The organism is Lentzea sp. NPDC020367, assembly GCF_044387305.1.
Taxonomy (GTDB): Bacteria; Actinomycetota; Actinomycetes; order Mycobacteriales; family Pseudonocardiaceae; genus Lentzea.
In genome coordinates this window covers 70,344-93,451 of record NZ_JBIRVV010000018.1, presented here as the reverse complement: position 1 = coordinate 93,451, position 23,108 = coordinate 70,344, and the positions used below count along the sequence as shown (strand labels likewise).

The 23,108-nt window shown below is 69.1% G+C and carries 23 protein-coding genes; 10 read left to right on the top strand and 13 right to left on the bottom strand.

Annotated elements, in window-relative coordinates; translation table 11 throughout:
• Together ACH413_RS42095 and ACH413_RS42090 are read left to right on the top strand one after the other, a co-directional pair.
• On the top strand, positions 1-2,703 hold the full coding sequence (locus ACH413_RS42095; RefSeq protein ID WP_360046853.1) for a hypothetical protein: 2,703 nt from the start codon (positions 1-3) through the stop codon (positions 2,701-2,703).
• A 108-nt stretch (positions 2,704-2,811) separates the two neighbouring features.
• Positions 2,812-3,231 (top strand): hypothetical protein, encoded by a 420-nt coding sequence (locus ACH413_RS42090; protein WP_360046852.1) that lies wholly within the window; start codon positions 2,812-2,814, stop codon positions 3,229-3,231.
• Positions 3,232-3,246: 15 nt separating this feature from the next.
• Here ACH413_RS42090 and ACH413_RS42085 read toward each other — a convergent pair whose 3' ends face one another.
• The 5 genes from ACH413_RS42085 to infC all read right to left on the bottom strand — a co-directional run bounded on the left by ACH413_RS42085 (position 3,247) and on the right by infC (position 6,330).
• Positions 3,247-4,137, bottom strand: coding sequence for a S41 family peptidase (locus ACH413_RS42085; protein WP_360046851.1), 891 nt, complete (start codon positions 4,135-4,137; stop codon positions 3,247-3,249).
• Positions 4,138-4,165: 28 nt separating this feature from the next.
• Positions 4,166-5,008: an RNA methyltransferase gene (locus tag ACH413_RS42080; protein ID WP_360046879.1), complete on the bottom strand. Its 843-nt coding sequence runs from the start codon at positions 5,006-5,008 to the stop codon at positions 4,166-4,168.
• Positions 5,005-5,394, bottom strand: coding sequence for a 50S ribosomal protein L20 (gene rplT, locus ACH413_RS42075; protein ID WP_319976984.1), 390 nt, complete (start codon positions 5,392-5,394; stop codon positions 5,005-5,007). The genes ACH413_RS42080 and rplT overlap by 4 nt, the downstream gene beginning before the upstream one ends.
• Positions 5,395-5,474: 80 nt before the next feature.
• Complete coding sequence (gene rpmI, locus ACH413_RS42070; RefSeq protein WP_030481724.1) at positions 5,475-5,669, bottom strand: 50S ribosomal protein L35; 195 nt, start codon at positions 5,667-5,669, stop codon at positions 5,475-5,477.
• 49 nt (positions 5,670-5,718) lie between these two features.
• On the bottom strand, positions 5,719-6,330 hold the full coding sequence (gene infC / locus ACH413_RS42065; protein ID WP_360046850.1) for a translation initiation factor IF-3: 612 nt from the start codon (positions 6,328-6,330) through the stop codon (positions 5,719-5,721).
• A gap of 287 nt (positions 6,331-6,617) precedes the next feature.
• Here infC and ACH413_RS42060 point away from each other — a divergent pair, with 287 nt between their 5' ends.
• Entirely contained in the window at positions 6,618-6,959 is a 342-nt protein-coding gene (locus ACH413_RS42060) for a DUF1844 domain-containing protein (RefSeq protein WP_093596535.1), read from the top strand.
• On the opposite strand, the gene ACH413_RS42055 is transcribed toward ACH413_RS42060, so the two are convergent.
• The 6 genes from ACH413_RS42055 to ACH413_RS42030 form a co-directional block, all read right to left on the bottom strand.
• On the bottom strand, positions 6,953-7,612 hold the full coding sequence (locus ACH413_RS42055) for a hypothetical protein (RefSeq protein WP_360046849.1): 660 nt from the start codon (positions 7,610-7,612) through the stop codon (positions 6,953-6,955). The two genes, ACH413_RS42060 and ACH413_RS42055, sit on opposite strands and share 7 nt — an antisense overlap.
• Positions 7,609-8,199 (bottom strand): hypothetical protein, encoded by a 591-nt coding sequence (locus ACH413_RS42050; protein WP_360046848.1) that lies wholly within the window; start codon positions 8,197-8,199, stop codon positions 7,609-7,611. The genes ACH413_RS42055 and ACH413_RS42050 overlap by 4 nt, the downstream gene beginning before the upstream one ends.
• A gap of 67 nt (positions 8,200-8,266) precedes the next feature.
• On the bottom strand, positions 8,267-8,662 hold the full coding sequence (locus tag ACH413_RS42045; RefSeq protein WP_360046847.1) for a hypothetical protein: 396 nt from the start codon (positions 8,660-8,662) through the stop codon (positions 8,267-8,269).
• An 85-nt stretch (positions 8,663-8,747) separates the two neighbouring features.
• The gene (locus tag ACH413_RS42040) at positions 8,748-9,128 is read right to left on the bottom strand and encodes a RidA family protein (protein ID WP_030481733.1); all 381 of its coding nucleotides are present in this window, start codon (positions 9,126-9,128) and stop codon (positions 8,748-8,750) included.
• An 11-nt stretch (positions 9,129-9,139) separates the two neighbouring features.
• A complete protein-coding gene (locus tag ACH413_RS42035) occupies positions 9,140-9,886 on the bottom strand; it encodes an IclR family transcriptional regulator (protein ID WP_360046846.1) in 747 nt (248 codons plus the stop codon).
• Positions 9,887-10,852, bottom strand: a complete 966-nt coding sequence (locus ACH413_RS42030; protein WP_360046845.1) for a sugar kinase — start codon at positions 10,850-10,852, stop codon at positions 9,887-9,889.
• Between the two features lie 97 nt (positions 10,853-10,949).
• Between ACH413_RS42030 and ACH413_RS42025 the strand changes: the two genes are divergently transcribed.
• The 4 genes from ACH413_RS42025 to ACH413_RS42010 all read left to right on the top strand — a co-directional run bounded on the left by ACH413_RS42025 (position 10,950) and on the right by ACH413_RS42010 (position 17,515).
• A complete protein-coding gene (locus ACH413_RS42025) occupies positions 10,950-12,230 on the top strand; it encodes an amino acid deaminase (protein ID WP_360046844.1) in 1,281 nt (426 codons plus the stop codon).
• Positions 12,231-12,243: 13 nt separating this feature from the next.
• Complete coding sequence (locus ACH413_RS42020; RefSeq protein ID WP_360046843.1) at positions 12,244-13,827, top strand: D-aminoacylase; 1,584 nt, start codon at positions 12,244-12,246, stop codon at positions 13,825-13,827.
• Positions 13,824-15,227: a gluconate:H+ symporter gene (locus ACH413_RS42015; protein WP_360046842.1), complete on the top strand. Its 1,404-nt coding sequence runs from the start codon at positions 13,824-13,826 to the stop codon at positions 15,225-15,227. Before ACH413_RS42020 ends, ACH413_RS42015 begins: the two co-directional genes overlap by 4 nt.
• A 197-nt stretch (positions 15,228-15,424) precedes the next feature.
• Positions 15,425-17,515, top strand: coding sequence for an alpha-galactosidase (locus tag ACH413_RS42010; RefSeq protein ID WP_360046841.1), 2,091 nt, complete (start codon positions 15,425-15,427; stop codon positions 17,513-17,515).
• Positions 17,516-17,563: 48 nt separating this feature from the next.
• On the opposite strand, the gene ACH413_RS42005 is transcribed toward ACH413_RS42010, so the two are convergent.
• Both ACH413_RS42005 and ACH413_RS42000 read right to left on the bottom strand, forming a co-directional pair.
• The gene (locus ACH413_RS42005) at positions 17,564-18,727 is read right to left on the bottom strand and encodes a hypothetical protein (protein WP_360046840.1); all 1,164 of its coding nucleotides are present in this window, start codon (positions 18,725-18,727) and stop codon (positions 17,564-17,566) included.
• 72 nt (positions 18,728-18,799) lie between these two features.
• Positions 18,800-19,960, bottom strand: coding sequence for an NAD(P)/FAD-dependent oxidoreductase (locus ACH413_RS42000; RefSeq protein ID WP_360046839.1), 1,161 nt, complete (start codon positions 19,958-19,960; stop codon positions 18,800-18,802).
• Positions 19,961-20,036: 76 nt separating this feature from the next.
• Between ACH413_RS42000 and ACH413_RS41995 the strand changes: the two genes are divergently transcribed.
• Genes ACH413_RS41995 through ACH413_RS41985 form a run of 3 tightly spaced genes read left to right on the top strand, consistent with a single transcriptional unit; the run spans position 20,037 to position 23,105 of the window.
• Positions 20,037-20,633 (top strand): TetR family transcriptional regulator, encoded by a 597-nt coding sequence (locus tag ACH413_RS41995; protein WP_360046838.1) that lies wholly within the window; start codon positions 20,037-20,039, stop codon positions 20,631-20,633.
• 34 nt (positions 20,634-20,667) lie between these two features.
• Complete coding sequence (locus ACH413_RS41990) at positions 20,668-21,921, top strand: VWA domain-containing protein (RefSeq protein WP_360046837.1); 1,254 nt, start codon at positions 20,668-20,670, stop codon at positions 21,919-21,921.
• Positions 21,918-23,105 carry a vWA domain-containing protein gene (locus ACH413_RS41985; RefSeq protein WP_360046836.1) on the top strand — a complete coding sequence of 396 codons (1,188 nt, stop codon included), beginning with the start codon at positions 21,918-21,920 and terminating at the stop codon, positions 23,103-23,105. The genes ACH413_RS41990 and ACH413_RS41985 overlap by 4 nt, the downstream gene beginning before the upstream one ends.
• Positions 23,106-23,108: the final 3 nt, after the last annotated feature.

The following is a 23,108-nucleotide window of genomic DNA, read 5'->3' as shown; positions in this document are numbered from 1 at the left end:
ATGGCCGACTTCACCGCTGAAGACGCGGAGAGGGCGTTCCTGGAGGCCTACAACATGCCCACGGGCATGCCGAAGCACGAGGCGCTGGAACGGGCCGCGCGCATGTCCGACGCGGTCGGGCACCTGCCGCTCGGGGTGTCGTGCCGGACCGCGTTGATCGACTCGGCCTACTACCTGTCGCGCTACGACCTGATGCTCGCGCCGTTCGCGTGGGTGCGGGCCGCGGAGGAGAAGGATCCCGAGGCCTTCAACGAGTACGAGGTCCACTCGCTGAACTGGGCGCACAAGTGGATCGCGACGGGCCTGCGCCGGGACCCGAAGTTCTCGCTGGAGCAGCTGCAGGCCGTGATCGGGCAGCTCGCCGACCGCTACGGCAAGCTCGGTTTCTCGGTGCAGCCGGTGCACGGCGCCCGTGCCGAGTACGCGTACCACATCGGTGACATGGTCGGCCTCGCCGAACAGCTCGGGCGTTACCTCGCCACGGAACGCGGGCCGATGGCGGACTGCGAGGCCTGCGTGATCGAGGAGCAGGTCTGGATGCTGGCGCGGCTGGGCCGTCATCAGGAGGCCGCCGCGCACGGCTGGGAGGGCCTGTCGGGCAACACCGGCTGCGCCACGCAGCCACAGGGCATCCTGTCCGCGCTGCTGTGGCCCTTGCTGGAGACCGGCGAGGTCGAGAAGGCCGCGCACGCGCACACCACGGCGTACCGGTTGATCAAGGACGACGAGATCACCTCGTACGTGCACGAACACATCCGGTTCTGCGCTTTGACGGGCAACCTGTCGCGCGGCGAGGAGATGCTGCGGCGGTCGCTGCACAAGGTGACGGGCGTGCAGCTGCCGGCGGACGAGATGTCGTTCGCGGAGTGCGCTTCCGTTCTGTTGCGGCGCCTTCCGGCCGACACGGTGTTCGAGGTCCCCGCGGTCGGCACGCGGACGGCCGCCGAGTTGCTCGAGCGGCTGTCGAAGCGCGCGATCCAGCTGGCGAAGCAGTTCGACGAGCGCAACGGCAACTCGACGTGGCTCGACCGGCTCAGCGAAGCGTTGGAGCAGAAGGACTACCCGGCGGTCGAGCTCGCGGTGCCGGCCGCACCGGTGGCCGCTGCGGTCGAGGAGTCCGTCGTGTTCGGCGACCCGGTGGAGATCGCCGAGTCGATGGTGCTGCTGTACGAGCAGGGCGACTTCGTGAAGGCGCGGCGGATGCTCGACTCGCTGCCCGCGGACATGGACTCGTTGCTGCCACCCGATCTCGCGGCGCACGCGGGCATCCGGCGGATGACGACCGGGCTGGTGCCGTTCGACCCGGCGGCGTTCGACGAGATGCTGACGGCGCTGCCCGCGGACCTCGCGCTGCGCTACCAGGCGCGGCTCGCGATGGGTCTCGCAGGCGGCCTGGAACTCGCCGAACGGTGCCTGGCCGAGGCGACGACGGACTACACGCGGACGGTCGCGGCGCTGACGCTGGCCGAGCTGCACGACGACGCGCACGCACACGAGCGGGCCGACGAGATGATCGCGCTGGCGTCCTCTTTGGACGTTCCGGAGCTGCGCGGCCGGGTCGTGATCGAGTCCGCGGAGCACAAGGCACGGCAGCAGGACGTCGAAGGCGCGTACGCGGACGTTCTCGCGGCCATGGCGGGCGAGCTGCCGCTGAACGCGCGGTTCGAGGGCTATCGGTTGCAGCTGCGGCTGGAGACCGTGCTGCGCAAGGTCACGGAGGCGGTGGCGACGGCGCGCGCGTTCGTGTCGGCGTTCCCGCTGCCGGAGTCGGCGGAGGCGCGCTGGTACCAGGTCGCGGCGATCCAGGAGCTGGACCAGGAGGGCGCCTGCCTGGGCGATCTCCGGGAGGCCGTGGCGATCTCGCGCGTGCACCTGTCCCCCGGCCACACCGCGCACTTCTGCTTCGCGCTGAGCGGCGGATACGTGCAGACGGACCGGTTCGTCGAGGCCGCCGAGGTGCTCGAGGAGTCGTTGCGGCTCCTGCAGGACGGCCAGGAGGACCTGCGGTTGCAGGTGGTGTTCCGGCTCGGGCAGGTGTGCCGCAAGCTGGGCGAACTCCCCGCGGCCGAGCGGTACCTGCGCGAGGCGTCCGAGCTGCTGCCGCCGGAGGAGACGGGGCGGCGGGCGTTCCTGCTCGACGCGCTCGCCTCGGTGCAGGGGCGGCTGGACAAGCACGACGAGGCGATCGCGTCCTGGCGTGCCGGTGCCGCGTTGTGGCAGCAGGAGGGCAACCTCTCGGAGGCGATCGGCTCGCTGGTCGAGCTGGCGTCGAGCCTGCCCGACGACGAGATCACCGAGACGCGCGCGGCCGTGGACGAGGCCGAGGCGCTGCTGCCGTCGCTGGACGACCCGACCGAGGTCACCCGCAGGCAGGCGGAGATCGCCGCGATCCGCGCGTGGGTGCACGGCCAGACCGGTGAGTTCGCGCTGGCGATGAAGCAGTACCGCGACGCCGAGGCGCTGGTGGTGTCGCTGGGCGACGAGGGCTGGCGGGTGTTCGTCGTGCTGAAGGCGGCGCACGTGCTCCTCAACGCCGACGACGCCGAGGGTGCGGAGACCGAGGCGCGTAGGGCGGCATCGCTGCTGCCCGACGACAACCAGGTCTCCAACGTGCTCTCGATGTTGTCGGAGGCGTTGCGGCGCCAGAACAAGCCGTCCGGCACCGATCCGCTCGTGCGCGAGTTGACCGCCCGGCTGGACTAGTCGCCGGGCGGAGTTCTCCTTCAGAATCAGCTTCCGACGTGACGGGGGCTGGTCTCGAGCCGCCGCGCGGTTTCGGCGCGTATTCGTTGGGGGTTGACCATGGTGGACATGTGGATGTTGTCCGTCGCCGCGGCACTCGTCGATTCCCTGGAGGAGTGGGACTCCGCGGCTCTGACGCGGCTGGAGGAAGCGGTCCGCGCGGTGCCCGGTCTGAGCGATGCGCTGGATGCGGCTCGCGCGGGAGACGAGTCCGACAGGATCCACCTCGCGGCGGAACTGGCGAACGGCCTCAAGGCCGCCTATGACGGTGGTGGCGCTTTCTCCGTCCTGCTCGACACCGTCTGGCCCGAGGTGCTGTTCGGTCCCACGGCGAAGAAAGCGCACAACGTCAACACCGGCGCCGTCCACGGCAACCTGGTCCAGCTGGGTGTTGTCGGCTCGATCAGCCTCTCCGATCGCCCGAGCTCGGCCCGGTCACGATTCCCGTTCTTCGGCTCTGGCCGACGCGCCAAGAAGCAGCGCCCGTGACCGGACGCCGGCAGATCAGCGAGACAGCGCCTTCTCGTAGGCGACCTGGAAAGCCTCATCTGCGGGCACGCTGATGTGCGGGACGACGCCGACGCCTTCCCAGTTGGTGCCGGAGACCGGGTTGATGGCGCGGCCGTTGGGGATGGACGACTTGAGGTGCGGACCGACCCGGTAGCGGTCGCCGGGGTGGGCGCCGCCCTTGGTGGTCTCGCCGATGAGGGTCGCGCGCTCGGTCTGCTGGAGGTCGTAGCTCAGTTCCTCGCCGCCGGAGAACGTGCGGGCGCTGGTGAGGACGTAGACCGGCTTCGTGCCGCCGAACTTCGGGCCGGGCACGTGCGGGAGCGTCCGGAACTGGTAGGTCGCGTCTTCCGGGCGGTTGTAGATGTCGTTGAGGTGCACGGGTTCGTCGAAGAGGTAGCTGCAGATCAACGCGACCGTGTGCGGGTCGCCGCCGCGGTTCTCGCGCAGGTCGATGATCAACGCGTCGGTGTGCGCGATGAGGTTCATCGCCGCGACGTAGGCCGGGGTGGCGATCTCGGCGTCGTGCAGCAGGCGGATCTCGAGCAGGCCGACGTTGCCTTCGAGCCGTTCGACCTTGTGGATGCCGAACGCGTCTTGCTCGGCTTCCAACTTGTAGGCCACCGGGTCCCAGGCCGACTCCTGGCCGGTCTCGGGGACCTCCTCGACGCTGTGGAGCAGGCGGAGATGCTTGTCGCCGTTGACGCTCTGCAGGTCCGCGGTCACCTTGGCCGCGAACTCCTCGTCATCGTCCACATCGGAGTAGGCGCCGTCGTCGAGGCGAGCGCGCAGGACTTTCGCTATCTCGTTGGCAGTGTCCGGAAAGACGTAGTAGGAAGCGAGCTGGGAGCACAGAAGTTCGATCTCTGATTCGCGCACGGGGCGCACAGTAATCGCGCGCCCGGCACCCGTCAGCTCAATTCCGCTGGTCCCTGGCGGAGGCGTAGAGGCAGACAGCGGCCGCCGTCGCGAGGTTCAGGCTCTCGGCGGCGCCGTACAGCGGCACCTTCAGCGACGTGTCCAGCTTCGCCACCACGTCGTCGGGCAGGCCGTGCGCCTCGCTGCCGAACACCCACGCGGTGGGCTGCGCGAGGTCGCCGTTCGCAGAGGCCTCGACCAGGTCCTGTTTCGCGTAGCCGTCGGCGGCCACGAGCCTCAGGCCGGCCTGGCGGCACGCGGCGAAGACCTCGTCGGCGTCGCGGGACCGGGCGATCGGCAGGTGGAAGAGCGAGCCGGTGGAGGCGCGCACGCACTTGCCGTTGTGCGGGTCGACCGTGTCGCCCGCGAAGATCACCGCGTCCGCGCCTGCCGCGTCCGCCACGCGCGTGACCGTGCCCGCGTTGCCGGGATCGGAGACGCCGTAGAGCACGGCGACGAGACGCGGGGTGCCTTGCAGCGCCTGGTCGAGAGGCTGCGGGACGGCGTCGCAGACCGCGACGATGCCCTGGGGCGTCACGGTTTCCGACAGCGAGTCGGCCGCCTTGTCGGTGACCTCGCTGATCCGGACGCCCTGCTCCGAGGCGGTCTGGAGCAGTTCGGCGTTGCGCTGCGCGGCCGTCGCCGTGACGAAGAGTTCGTGCACCTCGCCGCCCCGCCAGGCGAGTGCCTCACGCACGGCCTGGGCGCCCTCGACGAGGAAACGGCCCGCCTTGTCGCGGCCCTGGCGGCGGGTCAGGTGGCGAGCAGCAACGACCCGAGGCGTCCGTTCGGTGAACGGATCTGCCTCGGGTCGGTGGTGCGCGCGAGCGTTGTCGCTCAGGCCTGGCTCCCGGCCGGAGCGTTCACGTCGGCCGGGAGCGCCTTGCGGGCGATCTCGACGAGCGCCGTGAAGGCGGTGGCGTCGTGGACGGCGAGGTCCGCAAGGATCTTGCGGTCGACCTCGACACCGCCCAGGCGCAGGCCCTGGATGAGGCGGTTGTAGGTCATGCCGTTCGCACGGGAGGCAGCGTTGATGCGCTGGATCCACAGCTTGCGGAAGTCGCCCTTGCGCGCACGGCGGTCGCGGTACGCGTAGTTGAGCGAGTGGAGCACCTGCTCCTTGGCCTTGCGGTACAGCCTCGAGCGCTGGCCGCGGTAACCGCTCGCCAGCTCAAGAACGGTACGACGCTTCTTCTGGGCGTTTACAGCCCGCTTGACGCGTGCCACGGGTACATCCTGTCGATACTCATGGGGAAACCGGCGTCGGGGGCCGGTTTCCCGAATTAGCTAGGGGGTGTCGAAGCGGGTCAGAGACCCAGCAGCTTCTTGATGCGCGGAGCGTCGTGCTCGGACACGACCGCGGTGCCGCTCATGCGACGCGTCACCTTGCTGGACTTCTTCTCCAGGATGTGGCGCTTGCCGGCCTTCTCCCGAAGGATCTTGCCGCTGCCAGTGACCTTGAAGCGCTTCGAGGTCCCGCTGTGCGTCTTGTTCTTCGGCATTTCCGTCCTCGTCTCGTGCTACCCACCGGGTCGGGGGCGGGCGTGCGTCCTACGCCTCTTCCGAAGCGGTGTCGTCCGCCTCGGTCGCGTCGTCGTCCTGCTTGACCACGCGCGGCTTGATGTTCTTGTGCGGCGCCAACACCATGATCATGTTGCGGCCGTCCTGCTTCGGGTTCGACTCGACGAAGCCCAGCTCCGCGACGTCCTCCGCCAGCTTCTGCAAAAGCCTGTAGCCGAGCTCGGGGCGCGACTGCTCGCGACCGCGGAACATGATGGTCACCTTGACCTTGTTCCCGTGCGAGAGGAAGCGGGCCACGTGGCCCTTCTTCGTCTGGTAGTCGTGCGGGTCGATCTTCGGGCGGAGCTTCTGCTCCTTGATGACCGTCAGCTGCTGGTTCCGACGAGACTCGCGAGCCTTCTGCGCCGTCTCGTACTTGAACTTGCCGTAGTCCATGAGCTTGCAGACCGGCGGGCGAGCCTGAGCGGCGACCTCGACGAGGTCGAGATCCGCTTCCTGCGCGAGTCGGAGCGCGTCCTCGATGCGAACGATCCCGACCTGCTCACCATTCGGCCCGACCAGACGAACTTCCGGCACCCGAATGCGGTCGTTGATGCGCGGCTCGGTGCTGACGGGTGCACCGCGGTTCGAGGGACTTGTCATTCACGTCCTTTGAGACTCGGTTGCGCCAAAAACAAGAGCCCCGTCACCGTCTCCCGGTGAAGGGGCCCGCTTCCGACCGATCTCACACCAGAACCGCTGACACCCGTGTGCCGGTAGCCTGGTGGACCGGACCCGGCCACCTCAAGAAGCGGTGAACGCGGGTGGGAGCGGGGCTCCACTTGCCGCTCTCGCACTAACGAGAGCTGGTCGCGTCCGAAATACTAGCAGACGCTCTTGTCAACCCCCGAATCGCGGCCCTGTGACGTCCGCTTGCTTGAATGTAGGGCGTGACCGATCCGCTTGAAGACAGCATCCGCGACCTGGGCGATGTTCCCAGCATCGAGGTGATCAGCCGGGCCGCGGTGATGCTGCTGTCCGCCTCCGCGGAGCGCCTGGGCCTCGCCGACCCGGACCCCGACAACTCCCCGCGCCGCGACCTCGACGAGGCCCGCCGCCTGATCACCGGCCTCGCCGGCCTGATCACGGCCACCTCGGAGTACCTCGGCCCGCACGCGGCCCCGTTGAAGGACGGCCTGCAGTCGGTGCAGCGCGCGTTCCGCGAGGCCTCCGCCGTGCCGGACGAGCCAGGCCAGGGTCCCGGCGAGAAGTTCACCGGTCCCGTCTACTGATCCGCCCTGACCACGACCGGCTCCCACGGCTCCGCCCTGACCTGGAACACCGCGCTGGCCCGTTGCCCGGTGGCGGCACGGAAGGTGATGGCGGAGCCGTTGTGGAGCGGTCCCACCTCCAGATGCTCGACCGGCGGCTCGTCGTCGTACTGGGAGAGCCCGAGCACCCGGCTGCCCGGCACCACGGACACCGTGAGCTGCTCGATGACCGCAGGCCCGCCGAAGTAGCTGAGCCGGAACTCGTCGGGCGCGCCGGGCGTGATGGCGAACGTCGGCATGCCGCTGCGGCTGCCGCGCGAGGCGATGACCTCGACGAGCCCGTTGACCTGTGCCGTCATCTGCTGGGCGGTGAGCTGCGCCTCGTCGGCCAGCACGCGTGACGCCGCAGCCGCCTCCGCCGCCTTCCCGACGGCCTCCTCGGCCTTCGCGGCGGCCTTCTTCGCCTCCTCCGCCACGTTCTTGGCCTGGAAAGCGCTCGCCGTGGCCTGCTCGACGGCCTTGCGCGCAGCCTGCGCCTCCTCCTGAGCCTTGGCGGCGGCCTCCTGGGCCGCCTTCGCGGCGTCCTGGGCGCGTTTCGCCTCGCGGGCCTGCCACAACGACACGGCCACCGCGCACATCGCCACGACGGCGGCGATCACCGACAGCGTGATCATGCCCGCACCCCCACCGACGCGAGCTGACGTCGCGCCAACTCGTCGATGACGTCCGTGTCCCCGGTCCGCCAGGCCACCGCGGGATCCCCGTCGAACTTGCCGAGCTCCCGCGGCGACAACGATGTGAGCGCTCTCAGGGCCAGCAGGTCGGGCTTGTCCCGCAACCGCGCGGTGTTGGCGGCCTTGCGCGCGTACCGAAGCCTGATCGGCAGCCACGTGATGAGCAGGAACAGCACCGGGACGACCACGAGCGCGGTGGCGAGCCAGAACGCGGAGTCCTGCACCACGCCGATCTGCGCGTTGCCGGCGTTGGTGAGCGTCTCGCCGGCCTTGCTGCCGTTGCCGAGCGCCCCCGCCAGGTCCTCGCCGACGAACGGCACACCCCTGGCCTTGCCGGCGGCGTTGGTGAAGGCGTCCCTGATGCTGCCGCCCGCGCTGACCAGTCCATCTCCCGGCGCCCGCAGTTCGAGCACCCAGTCGTGAACGGTGGTCGCCACCCAGATCCAGAGCGCGACCCAGCCGACGGCGAGGAGGTCGGCGATCAGTTGACGCGTGAACCTGACCGGTCTGTCCGCGTACCACTTCATAAGCGGATGCTGCCACAACGGCGGACGGGGTCTTACCGCCTGTGAGGGGTAAGACCCCGCGGCCGGACTACACCTCCGGGCCTGCGGCGTGAAGGACGGCCGCCACGAACACCTCGGGCGGCCGGTACCCGTGCTCGATCACGTAGTGGATCACCAGCGTGGGTGCGGAGTACCGCACACCATCAGCGCCCACAGCGTGGATCTCGGCCGAGCCCTTCGAGGCGACACCCGGCGGCCGGTACGGGTTCGGCACGTCCTCGAACGCCCCCTTGCAGAAGACGCACCAATGGAATCCGCGCGTCTGGTTGCGGGACTTCTTGCTGAGCCTGAGCAGCGCGTCGACGAACTCACGCGGCACCGGACCACGCGGGAAGTCGTGATCGGCGTCGAGCCAGCCGACGTTGAGCATCTTCTCGTCGGACTCGAAGTACTCGTACGGCGACAGATCCGGGTAGTAGGTCATCTTCGCGCCGGCTTCCTCTCTCGGCCTCGGAAACGAGACTGGCACCCTCCCTTGCCGGAGGGTGCCAGTCTGGTCGAGCAGTGGATCAGTCGACGACGGCCAGCGCGTCGATCTCCACCAGCAGGCCGGCGGGCAGACCGACGTAGACGGTGGTGCGGGCGGGCGCCGGGTCCGTCACGAACTCGCCGTAGACCTCGTTCAGCTCCGCGAAGTGCGCGGTGTCGGTCAGGTAGACGCGGATCATCACCACGTCGTCGATGGACGCGCCACCGGCGGCGAGCACGGCGTGCAGGTTCGCGAACGTCTGGCGCGTCTGCTCGGCGACCGTGGTGCCGACGATCTCGCCCGACTTCGGGTCGAACGCGACCTGGCCTGCCACCTGCAGGATGTTGCCCTTGCGCACACCCTGCGAGAAACGGGCCACCGGCTGCGGAGCGTCAGCGGTCTTGATCTCAACCTTGGACAACGTAATTCCCCTTATCTTGGAACATAACCGCATTCGACTGATGCAGCTTCGGCGGTGGCGAGCAGGTCTGGCAGGTGCGACAGCAGGCCGTCGAAGTCCAGCAGCACCTTCGGCACGGACATCGACACGGCCGCGAGCACCTCACCGCGAGCACCCTTGATCGGGGCGGCGATGCAGTGGATGAAGTCCTCGTGCTCGGAGTTGTCGACGGCGTACCCGTTGGCGCGCACGCGTTCCAGCTCGGCCAGGTACGCGGTCGGGCCGATGATGGTGTTCGCCGTCAGGCGCGGGAACTCCATGCCGGCCAGCACCTTCTGCAACGCCGGAGCGGGCAGGTCGGCCAGCAGGATCTTCGCCACGGCCGTGCAGTGCAACGGCGCCCGGCGGCCGATGCGCGAGTACATCCGCATCTGGTGCCTGGACTCGTACTTGTCGATGTAGATCACCTCACCGTCCTCGTAGGACGCGAGGTGGACGGTGTGGCCGAGCCGGGAGTTCAGGTCGCGCAACGCGGACTCGGAGGCGCGGCGGACGTCGCGTTCCTCCAGAGCCAGGTTCGCGAGGTCGAACAGCGCCGTGCCGAGGCGGTAGTGGTGCACGCCGTCGCGCTGCACGAACCGGTGCGACTCCAGCGTGCGCAGCAACCGCAGCGTCGTCGACTTGTGCACGCCGATCACGCCGGACAGCTCGTCCAGCGTCTTCGGACCCGACGCGAGCTGGTTCACCAGCGTGAGCGCGCGGTCGAGGCTCTGGCTCATCTACACCTCCAGGCGGGCGGACGCCCACGTCTGCGGATCGGCGTGCAGCAGCGGATCTGTCACGTCGTCCGGCAAAGGATCTCCGACGTCCTCCGCGGTGAGCAAAGCGGACGCCGCCTGCAGGTGCCCGGCGCGCAGCCGCACCGACGGACTCTCCCCCGCCAGAGTGGCCGCGAGGAAGCCCGCAGCGAACGCGTCGCCGGCGCCGACCGGTTCCACGACCTCGACCTTCAGCGCCGGTTCGAAGTGCGACGACCCGCCTTCCAGCAGCGTCGCGCCGTCGGCACCCTGCTTGACCACCAGCGACCGCGGGCCGGGCAGCAGCTGCCGCAACCGCGCGGGATCGCCCGTGCCCCACACCAGTTCGGCCTCGTCGGAGCCGGCCAGTACGACGTCCGCCATGTCCGCGAGCTCGCGCAGCACGCGCGGGTCGCGGTCGGTCCACAGCGCCGGACGCCAGTTCAGGTCGAACGAGATGCGGAACCCGTGCCGCGGCCGTCGCAGCAACTCGCGCATCATCGCGAGGCACGAGTCGGACAGGGCGGGCGTGATCCCGCTGAGGTGCACCAGCTTCACCTCGCCGAGGCCGAGCCGGTCGATCATCTCGAGCCCCATGCCCGACGCCGCCGAACCGCGCCGGTAGTAGCGCACCGGGCTGCCGTGCGGCGAGGCCTCCTTGACGTAGAGGCCGGTCGGGCGGGACGGGTCGATCCGCACGCCGGACACGTCGACGCCGAAGCCCTTCACCGTGTCGAGCACCGCGAGCCCGAACGAGTCGTCGCCGACCGCGCTGACCCACGAGGACCGCACGCCGAGGCGGGTCAGGTGCATGGCGACGTTGGACTCGGCACCACCGACGGCCCGGTGCCAGGTGCGCACCAGATGCACAGGACCGGGTTCAGCCGGAACCATCATCACCATGGTCTCGCCGAGACACACGACACCGCCGACGTGTTCGAACCGCATGCGTGCTCCAGAGGTGTTCGTTGACGGCGGCGAGTACGAATGCTACACAACACGGCATCACATCGCGCAATGGGAGTTGCAAAATATGCAACATCTGATGGAGATGGACCTTTCGGCCGTCGCGGACATCAGGTCGGAACACGTCAGCTGGCGCTTCAAGGGCCTGCCGTCGAGCACGTTCGGTGCGACCATCGGCGAGGTCGCCGAGCGGCGCCTCGACCTGTTCGCCGACGAGTTCGTCGGCCCGCTCGTCGTGCTGGACGCGGACGCGTTGACGCACAACCTGACGACGATGTCCAAGTGGTGTGACAACCACGGCGTGAAGCTGGCTCCACACGGCAAGACGACGATGGCGCCGCAGCTGTTCCAGCGGCAGATCGAGCACGGCGTCTGGGCCCTGACCGCGGCCAACGCGTCGCAGCTGCGGGTCTACCGGGCGTTCGGGGTGAGCCGGATCCTGCTGGCGAACCAGCTGCTCGACCCCGCCGCGCTGAAGTGGCTGGTCGGCGAGCTCGACAGCGACCCCGGCTTCGAGTTCAGCTGCTGGGCCGACTCCGAGGCCGGCGTCGCGCTGATGAGCGAGACGCTGCAGGAGCTCCAGCCGTCACGACCGGTCGACGTGATCGTCGAGCTCGGCGCTCCCGGAGGACGAACGGGCGCGCGGGACCTGGAGACGGCACTGGCCGTCGCGCGGGCCGTGGCCCAGAGCCCGGTGCTGCGGCTGGTCGGCGCGGGTGGCTACGAGGGCGCGCTGGCGCACGACGCCTCCGAGTCGTCCCAGTCCGTTGTGGACGGCTACCTCGACGACCTGCGCACGCTCGTGCTGCGGCTGGCCGACGCCGGGCTGTTCGACGAACTGGACTCGGTCATCGTCACCGCCGGCGGCAGCGCCTACTTCGACCAGGTGGCGGCGACGCTGGCCAAGCCGTGGCCGGTGCCGGTGACCCCGGTGCTGCGCAGCGGCGCGTACATCACGCACGACGACGGTTTCTACCGCGGGATCTCGCCGTTCTCGCGCATCGACGGCGTTGAGCCGTTCAAGAGCGCTCTGCGCGCGTGGGCCCAGGTGACGTCACGGCCGCAGCGCGACCTGGCGTTGCTGACGATCGGCAAGCGCGACGCGTCGTTCGACGAGGGTCTGCCGGAGCCCCAGCTCGTGCGCCGCGTCGACGGCGCGATCGCTCCGCTTACCCAGGCCCGCGTCACCGCGCTGAACGACCAGCACGCGTTCCTGTCGCTGGGGCCGGAGTCCACGGTCCGCGTCGGCGACTGGATCGGGCTCGGTCTCTCACACCCCTGCACGGTGTTCGACAAGTGGCAGCTCATCCCGGTCGTGCAGGGCACGACCGTGGTCGACCTGATCCGCACCTACTTCTAGAAGGAGTGCACCGATGGACGACGTCGTCCTGCGCGGACCACTGATCGCCGACGGCACAGGCGCACCCGCTCACCGGGCGGATGTGGGGATCAAGGACGGCGTCATCTCGTCCATCGGCACCGGGATCTCGGCCACCAGGTCGATCGACGCGGACGGGCTGGTGCTCGCGCCGGGGTTCATCGACATGCACTCGCACTCGGACCTGCGGATCCTCGCCGAACCCGACCACCTGGCGAAGGTCTCGCAGGGCGTCACGACCGAGGTGCTCGGTCAGGACGGGCTGTCGTACGCGCCGGTGAACGACGAGGTGCTGGCGACGCTGCGGGGCCAGCTCGCCGGGTGGAACGACGACCCGCCGGGCTTCGACTGGAACTGGCGCTCGGTCGGGGAGTACCTCGACCGGCTCGACCAGGGCATCGCGGTGAACGCCGCCTACCTGGTGCCGCAGGGAACGGTGCGGATGCTGGCCGTGGGCTGGGACGACCGGCCGCCGACCGAGTCCGAAATGGACACCATGAAGGCCGTTCTCGCGCAGTCACTGGCCGAGGGCGCTTTCGGCATGTCGTCCGGGCTCACCTACACGCCCGGCATGTACGCGGACACGTCCGAACTGGTGCAGCTCTGCGAGGTGGTCGGGCGGCACAACGGGTTCTACAGCCCACACCACCGCAGCTACGGCGCCGGCGCGTTGGAGGCGTACGCCGAGATGGTGGACGTCTCGAAGCGCTCCGGCTGCCCGTTGCACCTCGCGCACGCCACGATGAACTTCCCGGTGAACAAGGGCAAAGCGCCCGAACTGCTGGCACTGCTGGACGACGCGATCGCTGGTGGCGCCGACATCTCGCTGGACACCTACCCGTACCTGCCGGGCGCGACGTACCTGTCCGCGTTGCTGCCGTCGTGGGCGACGGAGGGCGGACCGGAGAAGGCGCTGGCAAGGTTGTCCGATGTGGACACCCGCGAGAAGATCCGCGCCGAGATCGAGGAGACCGGCTCGGACGGCTGCCACGGCGTGCCGGTCGACTGGGACTCCATCGAGATCAACGGCGTCCGCAACGACCGCAACGCGCACCTGGTCGGCGCGAGCGTGCACAGCTCGGCGCTGCGGCTCGGCCGTTCGCCTTCCGAGCTGTACTTCGACGTGTTGGTCGACGAACGCATGGGTACCTCGTGCCTCATGCACGTGGGCCACGAGGAGAACGTGCAGGCGATCATGAAGCATCCGGCGCACACCGGCGGCAGCGACGGGCTGCTCGTAGGTGACCGGCCGCACCCGCGCGCGTGGGGCACGTTCCCCCGTTATTTCGCGCGCTATGTCCGCGAACTGGGCGTGCTGAGCCTGGAGGAGTGCGTCGAGCACCTCACCGGCCGCGCGGCCAAGCGTTTGCGGCTCACCGACCGGGGTCTGGTCCGCGAGGGCTACGCGGCCGACCTCGTGCTGTTCGACGCCTCGAGGATCGCCGACACGGCGACGTTCGACCAGCCTCGGCAGCAGGCCGCCGGCATCCCGTACGTGTTCTGCAACGGGGTGACGGTGATCGACGAAGGAACCGCCACCGGCTCATTGCCAGGCCATTCACTCAGGAGCCGCCCGTGATCAACTGGCTGCAACATTCGACACCCGGTCTGCTCACCCTCGCGGTGGTCAGCATCGCGGTGTTGCTGCTGCTCATCATCAAGTTCAAGGTCGAGCCGTTCATCGCGCTGATCGTCGTGGCGCTGCTGGTCGCCCTGCTGGCAGGCGTGCCGGTCGAGGCGCTGGTCGGGTCGGCGCAGAAGGCCTCCGACTCGTTGCTGGAGAAGGGCTTCGGCTCCATCCTCGGGCACATCGCCGCGATCATCGGTCTCGGCACGCTGCTCGGCGCGATCCTCGAGGCGTCCGGCGGCGCGCAGGTGCTGATGGACAAGCTGATGAACGCGTTCGGCGAGAAGAAGGCGCCCGTCGCCATCGGTCTCGCGGGCCTGATCTTCGGCGTGCCGGTCTTCTTCGACATCGGCATCTTCGTGCTCGCACCGCTGGTCTACGTGGCGGCCAAGCGCAGCGGCAAGTCGATCGTGCTGTTCGCCATGCCGTTGCTGGCAGGCCTTTCGGTCATGCACGCGTTCATGCCGCCGCACCCCGGACCGGTGGCGGCGGCCGGTCTGCTGAAGGTGTCGCTCGGCTGGATCATCATCATGGGTCTCGCGGTGGCGATCCCGTCCTGGTTCGTCGGCGGTGTCCTGTACTCGTACTGGATCGGCAAGCGCCTCAACGTGCCGGTGCCGGAGGAGATGCTGGCCGCGGCCGAGCTGGCGCGGGCGGAGAACGGTGAGGACGATCGCGACCCGCCGTCGCTCGGGCTGGTGCTCTCGATCATCGGCCTGCCACTGGTGCTGATCCTCGCCGGCACGTTCGGCTCGATCCTGCTGACCAAGGGATCGCGCCTGTACTCGGTGGCGACGTTCTTCGGCACGCCCGCGGTGGCGTTGACGATCTCGGTGCTGCTCGCGTTCTGGCTGCTGGGTTTCCGGCGCGGCATGACGCGGGAGAAGGTCGCGGAGCTGTCCGCCGCGTCCCTGAAGCCGGTGGCGATGATCCTGCTCGTGGTCGGTGCCGGTGGCTTCTTCGGCGCCGTGCTGGCCGCGACGGGCATCGGCAAGACGCTGGCGAACGAGCTGTCGGGCATCGGCCTGCCGGTGATCGCGCTGGCGTACGTGATCAGCTGCGTCATCCGCATCGCGCAGGGTTCGGCGACGGTCGCGATCGTGACGACCGCGGGCATCGTCGCGCCGGTGGTGGCGGACCTGGGCTACTCGCAGCCGCAGCTCGCCCTGGTCGTCATGGCCATCGCGTCCGGTTCGATCATCGCCTCGCACGTCAACGACGGCGGGTTCTGGATCGTGTCGCGGTACTTCGGCCTGTCGGTCAAGGAGACGCTGCAGTCGTGGACGGTCCTCGAGACCATCCTCTCGGTGGTCGGTTTCGTCGTCGCGGGGTTGCTCAGTCTGGTTGTCTGATCGGGTGCTCCGGAACCTGATCCGCCTGTTCGTGATCGCGGCGGTGGCGAGGTGCTCCTCGCCACCGCCGCGTTCGCGAAGGCTCCAAAGTGCACGAGCTAAGACAGAAATCAACATTTTCGACCGCTTGACAACCTCCCGCCCACATCTGAGGATCGGCACATTGTTCATTTGTGTTTGATGTGGACGGGGCCCGCATGAGCAACACGGAGGTCGTGCACCTGCACGACGACACCTCCAGCGTCGTCATCACCATCGCGGGCGCGAGCCTGCCTGTCGTGGCGCACTGGGGGCGAACGCTCGGAGACGTCGACCAGGCCGCGCTGAGTGGCCTCGTGGACGCCGTGTCGTGGACCAACCCGAACAACGCGCCGGACGACCCGGTGCCGCTCGCGCTGCTGCCCGACGCGGGCGCCGGCTACGTCGGCCGGCCGGGTCTGCGCGGCCACCGCGGCGGCGAGCACTTCGCCCCGGCACTGGCCGTCACGTCGTTCTCCGGCGAGGACGGCTCGATCTTCCGCTACGTCGCGTCGGACGAGGCCGCGGAACTGACCGTGAGCGGCACCGTCGAGCTGCTGCCGTCCGGGATGCTCCGGCTCCGGCACGTCGTCCGCAACGACGGCACGACGCCGTACTCGTTGGAGGGCCTGGAAACCGCGCTCCCCGTCCCCTCGCACGCCGCCGAACTGCTCGACTTCACCGGCCGCTGGGCTCGCGAGCGCGCGCCGCAGCGGCAGGCGTTCCACTACGGCTCGTGGGTGCGGGAGAACCGTCGCGGCCGCACCGGACATGACGCGACCATCGGGTTGCTGGCCGGTACGCCGGGATTCTCGTTCCGCGACGGCGAGGTGTGGGCGCTGCACGTGGCGTGGAGCGGCAACCACGTGACGTACGCGGAGAACCTCGTCGACGGCCTGCCCGTCCTGGGTGGCGGCGAACTGCTGCTGCCGGGTGAGATCACGCTGGCGCCGGGCGAGGAGTACACCTCGCCGTGGCTCTACGCGGCGTATTCGAGTGCGGGCATCGACGGCATCAGTGCCGCGTTCCACCGGCAGCTGCGGGAGCGTTCGCTGCGTCCGCGCCCGGTCGTGCTCAACACGTGGGAGGCCGTCTACTTCGACCACGACCTCGCGCGGCTGACGTCGCTGGCCGACACCGCCGCCGCCATCGGGGTCGAGCGGTTCGTGCTGGACGACGGCTGGTTCCGGCACCGTCGCGACGACACCGCCGGCCTGGGCGACTGGTACGTCGACGAGACCGTGTGGCCGGACGGGCTGACCCCGTTGATCAAGCACGTCCGCGCGCTCGGCATGGAGTTCGGCCTCTGGTTCGAGCCGGAGATGGTCAACACCGACTCGGACCTCTACCGCGCCCACCCGGACTGGGTGCTCGGACCGCGTCCCGGCGTGCTGCCTCCGCCGTCGCGCAACCAGCAGGTGCTGAACATCGCGCACCCCGAGGCGTACGCGTACATCCTCGACCGCATCTCGTCCGTGTTGTCGGACAACGACATCGCGTTCGTGAAGTGGGACCACAACCGCGACCTGATCGGCTCGCGCGTGCACGAGCAGACCGCCGCGTACTACCGGCTCCTCGAAGAACTGCGGCTGCGGCACCCGCACGTGGAGATCGAGAGCTGCTCGTCGGGCGGCGGGCGGATCGACCTCGGCGTGCTCGCGCACACGGACCGCGTGTGGACGTCGGACTGCAACGACGCCCTGGAACGCCAGCTGATCCAGCGGTGGACCGGTGTGTTCCTGCCGCCGGAGCTGATGGGCGCGCACGTCGGTCCCACGAAGTCGCACACCACCGGACGCGTGCACGACCTGTCGTTCCGCGTGGCCACGGCGCTGTTCGGGCACTTCGGCATCGAGTGGGACATCAACTCGGCCACCGACGAGGAACGGGCCGGGCTGCAGGCCGCGATCGAGTACTACAAGGACGTGCGGGCGTTGGTGCACACCGGTGTCACCGTGCACTCCGACCACCCGGACCCCTCTGCCTGGGTGCACGGAATCGTTGCGGCCGACCAGTCCGAGGCTCTGTTCGGGTACGTGCAGCTCGCGACGTCGGTGCAGAACAAGCCGCGCCGGGTACGGTTGCCCGGCCTCGACCCGGCGCGGACGTACCGGGTCTCGTTCGACGCCCCGGCGGGACGGCCCAGGCTGATCCAGCGGCTGCCCGCCGACTGGAAGTCCGTGGAGCTGCCCGGTTCCGTGCTGTCGGAGGTCGGGATCCAGCTGCCGGTGCTCGAACCGGAGCAGGCACTTCTGTTGCGTCTCAAGTAGGAAAAGGCCCCGGCGGGATGCTTCCCGCCGGGGCCTTCCTCTCCCCTGTTACTGGCCGGCGCGACTTCCGTCGGCCTTGGTCGCCCACCACTTTCCGCCAACGCCCTGCCCGTTGGCATCACCGCAGACCTTGTCCCCTGCGAACAGGTACTGCGGCCACCCCGCGATGGTGAGCTGTTTCTTCCCGTCCCGCTCGATCGTCCCCACGAGTGCGGCGTCCACGCCCTGCACCTGGAAGCCCTCGCTGACGAAGGCGGGCGGCCATTGCCCCGCGCAGTCGCCGGAGCAGGTGCTCGTCGGCGGTTCCGCGGAGTCGTTGTCGAACCGGTAGAGCGTCATGCCGTCCTTGTCGGTGGCGACGACGCCGAGGTCCCCGACGGTCGCGCTGGTCAACGCGATCGCCTTGTTCTGCTGGGCCTTCTTGCCGTCGGTGGCCGTGGCGAACCACTTCGGCACCGTGACGCCCTTGGCCTCACCGGGCTTGCTGTCGTTCTTGAACGTGTACTGCGGCCAGTTCGCGACGGTGAGCTGCTTCTTGCCGTCCGCGCGGGTGACCGTGCCGAGCAGCTTCGGGTCGACGCCCTTGACCCGCGGCGTGTCGCCCTCCACCAGCACCGGCGGCCAGCTCTCGGCGCAGCCACCGTCGCAAGTGGACTTCGAAGGCTGGGCCGTGTCGCCGTCGAACCGGTAGAGCGTGAGGCCGGCGTTGTTGGTCAGCACCGCTCCCAGCCCGGCGATGACGCCCGTCCGCGCGGCGAGCTGGGTGCGAGCGCCGTCCTTGCCGGTGGCGAACCACTTGCCCTGCAGGCCCTGGCCCTTGGTCTCGCCGGGCCTGGTGTCCTTGGCGAACCGGTACTGCGGCATGCCGTCGACGGTGATCTGACGGCTGCCGTCCTTGCGGACGATGCTGCTGACCAGGTTCCGCTCGACGCCGGTCACACCGAAGTTCTCGTCCTGGACGGTCGCCGGCGGCCACGCCGCGGCGCACTCACCGTCGCAAGTGGACTCCCCCGGCTTGTCGCCGTCGAACCGGTAGAGGGTGAACCCCTCGACGTCCGTGACCACCGGGCCGAGGTCCGCGTTCTCGGCGACGTTCAACGCCACCACGGCTTCTTGCTGCTGCTGCGCCACCGGCTTGCTCTCCGGCGTCCCCGCGCAGGCGGTCAGCGAGATCAACCCCAACGCGACGACCGCAACGCTCTTGCGGATCATCATGAACCTCCTGGCTAGTGCCACCCAACGCCACTCACACGCAGAGCGAGCCAGAACGGTTCAAACTGTTTTTCAGAACATCGCGCGCTTCAGCGCGGGCACGGCGCTCGCGGTCCTGAGCACGGTCTTGAAGATGGTCCGCGCGACCGGGCCACCGTCGGCGAACTGGCGGGCGGCCTTGAGCGAGTCACGCACGGCCGCGAAGCCGTAGTCGTACATCTCCTTCTCGTACCGGGCGATCGCGTCGCCACCTTCAGCGATGCACCGCGCGAGCAGTTGTGCGTCCTTGAGCGCGATGTTCGCGCCGACGCCCCTCATCGGCGTCATCGCGTGGATGGCGTCGCCGAGCAACGTGACGTTCGTCGGCTGCCAGCGTTCGATCGGCCTGGACGACCGGATGCGCCACTCGCTGATCGTCTCCGCGGGCGAGGCAGCGACGATCCGGTTCAGCTCGGGGCTCCACCGCGAGATCCGGCCGAGCACCTCGTTTCGCAGGTCCTGTCCATCGTGGACGGTCAGATCGGCGGCCGCGTAGGCCCACATCAGGTAGGGACGCACGTTGTCGAACAACGGATCGTCCTCGTTGTCGGTCACGCCCAGCCCGTCGTGCACGACCAGGAACATGCCGGCCCTGCTCGTCGGGATGATCGAGTTGGCCCTGACGACCAGGCTCCGCGGCACCCAGTCGTTGTCGTCGAGGTACAGCTTCCCGGCGATCGCCGTGACCCCGATCTTCTCCGTGCCCGCGTGCGGCAGGTACTGCTCGCGCACCCGTGACCGGATCCCGTCCGCGCCGACCAGCACGTCGCAGCTCTCGACCGTGCCGTCCTCGAAGTGCAGCCTGATGTCGTCGCCCTGCTCGTAGCGCTCGAACCGCTTGCCGAACCGCACGTCCAGCCCGTCGAGCAGCACCTGCCGGAGCGTGATCCGGCTGGCCGAGTAGTGCTTCTCCTCGTCCTGGTCGAGCACGAGCAGCGGTTTGAGCTGCTCGGTCAGGAAGCCGAAGCCGTTCTCGCTGGTGCCCGCACTCCGTTCGAACCGCTCCCAGTTCGCCGCGGGCAAGCACTCCCGCAGCGCAGCGGCACCATCCGGATTGATGTGCACCCGGTACCCCTGCAGGCGGTCCGTGCGCGAGAGGTCCCGCTCGTACACCGCCACGTCCACGCCGGCCTTGCGCAACCCGTGCGCCAGGCACAGCCCGCCGATTCCCCCACCGATCACTGCGATCCTCATGCCACCGAGTTTCAACCGCCTGGTTGATTAAGTCAACCCATTGGTTGACAAAGCACCCGTCGGCTACCGTGTCGCCGTGGATCAACGCCGCTCTCCCAGCGCCTCCGAACGCAAACGCGACCCGGAACGCACGCGGGCCCTGCTCCTGGAAGCGGCCGCGGCGGAGTTCGGCGCGAAGGGCTACGCGGCCACGCGCACCACGGACATCGCGGCGCGGGCGGGCGTGAACAAGCAGCTGATCTCGTACTACTTCGGTGGCAAAGAGGGTCTGTACAAGGAACTCGCCACGAGCTGGCACGGCACCGCCGCCGAGATGGCCAGTGCGGAACAGCCGCTGGGCACCGTGCTGGCGGGGTTCGTGCACACGACCCTCACCGACCACGGACGCCTGTGGGCCTGGTCGAACCTCGCGGAGGACAGCCCGCCCACCGACGAGGCGTTCCTGCGCGCCCAGGTCGAGCAGATGCGCGAACGCCAGGAGGCCGGCGAACTGCCCGCCGACCTCGACCCGGGACTTCTGCTGCTGGCACTGATGGCGGCGGCCTCCGCGCCGCTGACCCTGCGGCACACCGCGCGCCAGATCACCGGCGAGGACCCGGCGACGCCGGAGTTCGCCACGAAGTACGCGGAGCAGCTCGCGTCGCTGGTGCGGCACCTGTCCCGCCGAACCTGACTTCTTTCGCGCCCAAACTCGCTACCGTTTTCGCATGGACGAGATCCGGCTGTCCGTCGACGCGGCGAACGAGTTGTCGAAGACGGCCTCCGAGGCGATCCAGAAGGCCCACGAGGAACTCGAAGAGCCTGCCGCGGACGCCCACAAGTACACGGTGCACCTGGGCAAGGCCAAGGGCGTCATCGTCGGGGACAACGCGCGGCAGTGGAACACGTTCTGGGAACTGCCGAAGTCCGTGCGGCGGCTGCTGATCGTCCTGCTCGCCGGTCTGCTGATCGCCGGAAGCTCGTTCGCGGTGGTGCGGTGGGTCGTGCCGATGTTCGCCCCCGTCTACAAGACGACGTTCCTGATCGACGCCGCCGAGGGTGACCTGGCGAGTGTCACCGGTGCCCTGACGACCGTGGTCGGCAACTCGGGTGAGCGCGATTCCCAGTCGTTGCGCAGTTTCGGCGGCGAGTGCGGTTCGGACGCGAACACCACACAGCTCGTCGGGTTCGGCACCGGCAACCGCCAGGAGATCGCCCAGGCCGCGCAGTCGGTGCGGCAGGGCACGAAAGCCACGCTGCAGCGCGGAATCGTAGAGGCGGTCAGCGACTTCACCACACCGTTCTCGCTGAACGCCAGGCAGGTCAACCGGATCATCGTCGTGACCAGGCACGGCAAGGACGCGTGCGACCCCGACGACGAGTTCGTCCAGTCCCAGATCCGGGACCGGGTCGCGGCGGCCGGGCTGTCGATCGAGTTCCGGTTCATCGGCTACCAGGTCGACGACGGCGGCGACGAGCTGACGGAGTTGGCCAAGCAGCTCAAGCAGCAGGAGCCGACGTTCACGGACTCGCCGGAGGCGCTGAAGCGCGCGCTCGAGTGGTTCACCACCATCGAGCCGGTGCTGCGGTCGTCGCAGTCGGTCGTCAACGTGCTGAACCCGACCGTGGACAAGCTCAACTCGACGACCGAGGCGATCAAGAGCGGCCGGTTCGACCTCGCCGACGCCGCGATGGCCGAGGCCAGGGACGCCGTCGTCGACTTCGAGATCAAGGACCTCGACGGCCGCACCAGCTCGGCGGAAGCGGTGCGGTTGCGGGACATGGCGGTGCGGTTGCGCACGTTGCAGGCCGCGGTGATCGAGGCGGCGGAGGAGTTGCTCGGCTCGGCTCGTTCGGGACGGAACCTGGCGGAACCGCTCGCCGTCTACTCCGAGGCCGCCGACGCGTACAACGCCGAGGCGGGGCACATGACGGACGAGCTCACGGCGTTGCGCGCGAAAGGTCCAGGGGGAACACGATGAAACGCTGGCCGCTGGCGGCAGGTGCCGTGGTTCTGGTGCTGGGGCTGGCGACCGGCGGGGCGTGGATGTCCCTGACTCCCGACCACCGCACGACGTTCCTCGTCGACGCCTCCGAGTCGGCGGACTTCGGCGAGGTGGCGGACGCCGTCGGCGCCGCCGCCTCGAACATGTCCGCCGACGACTCGTTGGCACTGCGCCGTTTCGGCGGCACCTGCGACTCTCCGGACACCTCGGAACTGGTCACGCCCGGCACCGGGCAGGCCGCCGAGATCGCCGGCGCGGCGCGGTCGATCACGCCCAGCGGCAAGGCGACTCTGCTGAGCGGTGTGGTTGCGGCGATCGACGACTTCGCGCGCACGTACCCGTTCCGCGGCTCTGTCACCAACCGGGTCGTCGTGATCGCACGTGGTGGTGCCGACGCCTGCGGCAAGAGCGCGGACGAGGTCCGTTCGATCATCAACGAGCACACGGCGCGGGCGGGCGTGAAGATCGACTTCCGGTTCGTCGGCCACCGGCTCACCGCCGAGCAGGTCAAGGTCCTCACCGAGATCGCGGCCGCCACCGACGCGCGGAAACCCGTTCTCACCAAGACTTCCGACGAGCTCGTCACCACCATGAAGGAGGTCTCGGTCCCCGCGGACCTCGTCGCCAAAGAAGTGAAGACGGCTCCGTGCGACGGCGTGACCCCGGAAACGCTCGCGGCGGCGCACCCGCTGGGAGCCGACGTGCGCTACTTCGACATCCAGTGCCGGCAGGACAAGTTCGTTCTCGCGAAGGCGAACACCGCCGCCGCCCAGTACGACAACCTCCTGCTGACCTTCGAACTCCAGGGCGACACGTGGAAGTACCAGAGCTCAGGCACTTCGCTGCCGTGCGGCTCGATTCCGCAGGAGGTCTGGCAGCAGTGGGGGATGCTGTGCGAGTTCGATCCCGTCGTCTGCCGTGACGGCGAGAGCAAGGTGACGGACCTCGACGGGGTCGGGTGTCCCACGGCCATCGACATCGCGGACCGCTACCGGGCGGCGATCACGGCGCAGCAGGCGCAGGGTCAGGGCCTGTTCTGGAACTCGGGCGAATGGTCGTGCGTCTGGCCGTACGAGGACGGCTACGCGCACGCCGTGACACCGCTGAAGTGCGAGCGGACAACGGACAACAAGGTCGTGCGGCTCGGCGACTACAAGTGAGGT

Coding starts and splice junctions, on each gene's coding strand:
- ACH413_RS42025 (WP_360046844.1), top strand. CDS start 10,950: ATGGAGATGGACCTTTCGGCCGTCGCGGACATCAGGTCGGAACACGTC.
- ACH413_RS42050 (WP_360046848.1), bottom strand. CDS start 8,199: ATGAAGTGGTACGCGGACAGACCGGTCAGGTTCACGCGTCAACTGATC.
- ACH413_RS41985 (WP_360046836.1), top strand. CDS start 21,918: ATGAAACGCTGGCCGCTGGCGGCAGGTGCCGTGGTTCTGGTGCTGGGG.
- ACH413_RS42030 (WP_360046845.1), bottom strand. CDS start 10,852: ATGCGGTTCGAACACGTCGGCGGTGTCGTGTGTCTCGGCGAGACCATG.
- ACH413_RS42010 (WP_360046841.1), top strand. CDS start 15,425: ATGAGCAACACGGAGGTCGTGCACCTGCACGACGACACCTCCAGCGTC.
- infC (WP_360046850.1), bottom strand. CDS start 6,330: ATGACAAGTCCCTCGAACCGCGGTGCACCCGTCAGCACCGAGCCGCGC.
- ACH413_RS42055 (WP_360046849.1), bottom strand. CDS start 7,612: ATGATCACGCTGTCGGTGATCGCCGCCGTCGTGGCGATGTGCGCGGTG.
- ACH413_RS42045 (WP_360046847.1), bottom strand. CDS start 8,662: ATGACCTACTACCCGGATCTGTCGCCGTACGAGTACTTCGAGTCCGAC.
- rpmI (WP_030481724.1), bottom strand. CDS start 5,669: ATGCCGAAGAACAAGACGCACAGCGGGACCTCGAAGCGCTTCAAGGTC.
- ACH413_RS42095 (WP_360046853.1), top strand. CDS start 1: ATGGCCGACTTCACCGCTGAAGACGCGGAGAGGGCGTTCCTGGAGGCC.
- ACH413_RS42005 (WP_360046840.1), bottom strand. CDS start 18,727: ATGATCCGCAAGAGCGTTGCGGTCGTCGCGTTGGGGTTGATCTCGCTG.
- ACH413_RS42000 (WP_360046839.1), bottom strand. CDS start 19,960: ATGAGGATCGCAGTGATCGGTGGGGGAATCGGCGGGCTGTGCCTGGCG.
- ACH413_RS42020 (WP_360046843.1), top strand. CDS start 12,244: ATGGACGACGTCGTCCTGCGCGGACCACTGATCGCCGACGGCACAGGC.
- ACH413_RS41990 (WP_360046837.1), top strand. CDS start 20,668: ATGGACGAGATCCGGCTGTCCGTCGACGCGGCGAACGAGTTGTCGAAG.
- ACH413_RS42035 (WP_360046846.1), bottom strand. CDS start 9,886: ATGAGCCAGAGCCTCGACCGCGCGCTCACGCTGGTGAACCAGCTCGCG.
- ACH413_RS42090 (WP_360046852.1), top strand. CDS start 2,812: ATGTGGATGTTGTCCGTCGCCGCGGCACTCGTCGATTCCCTGGAGGAG.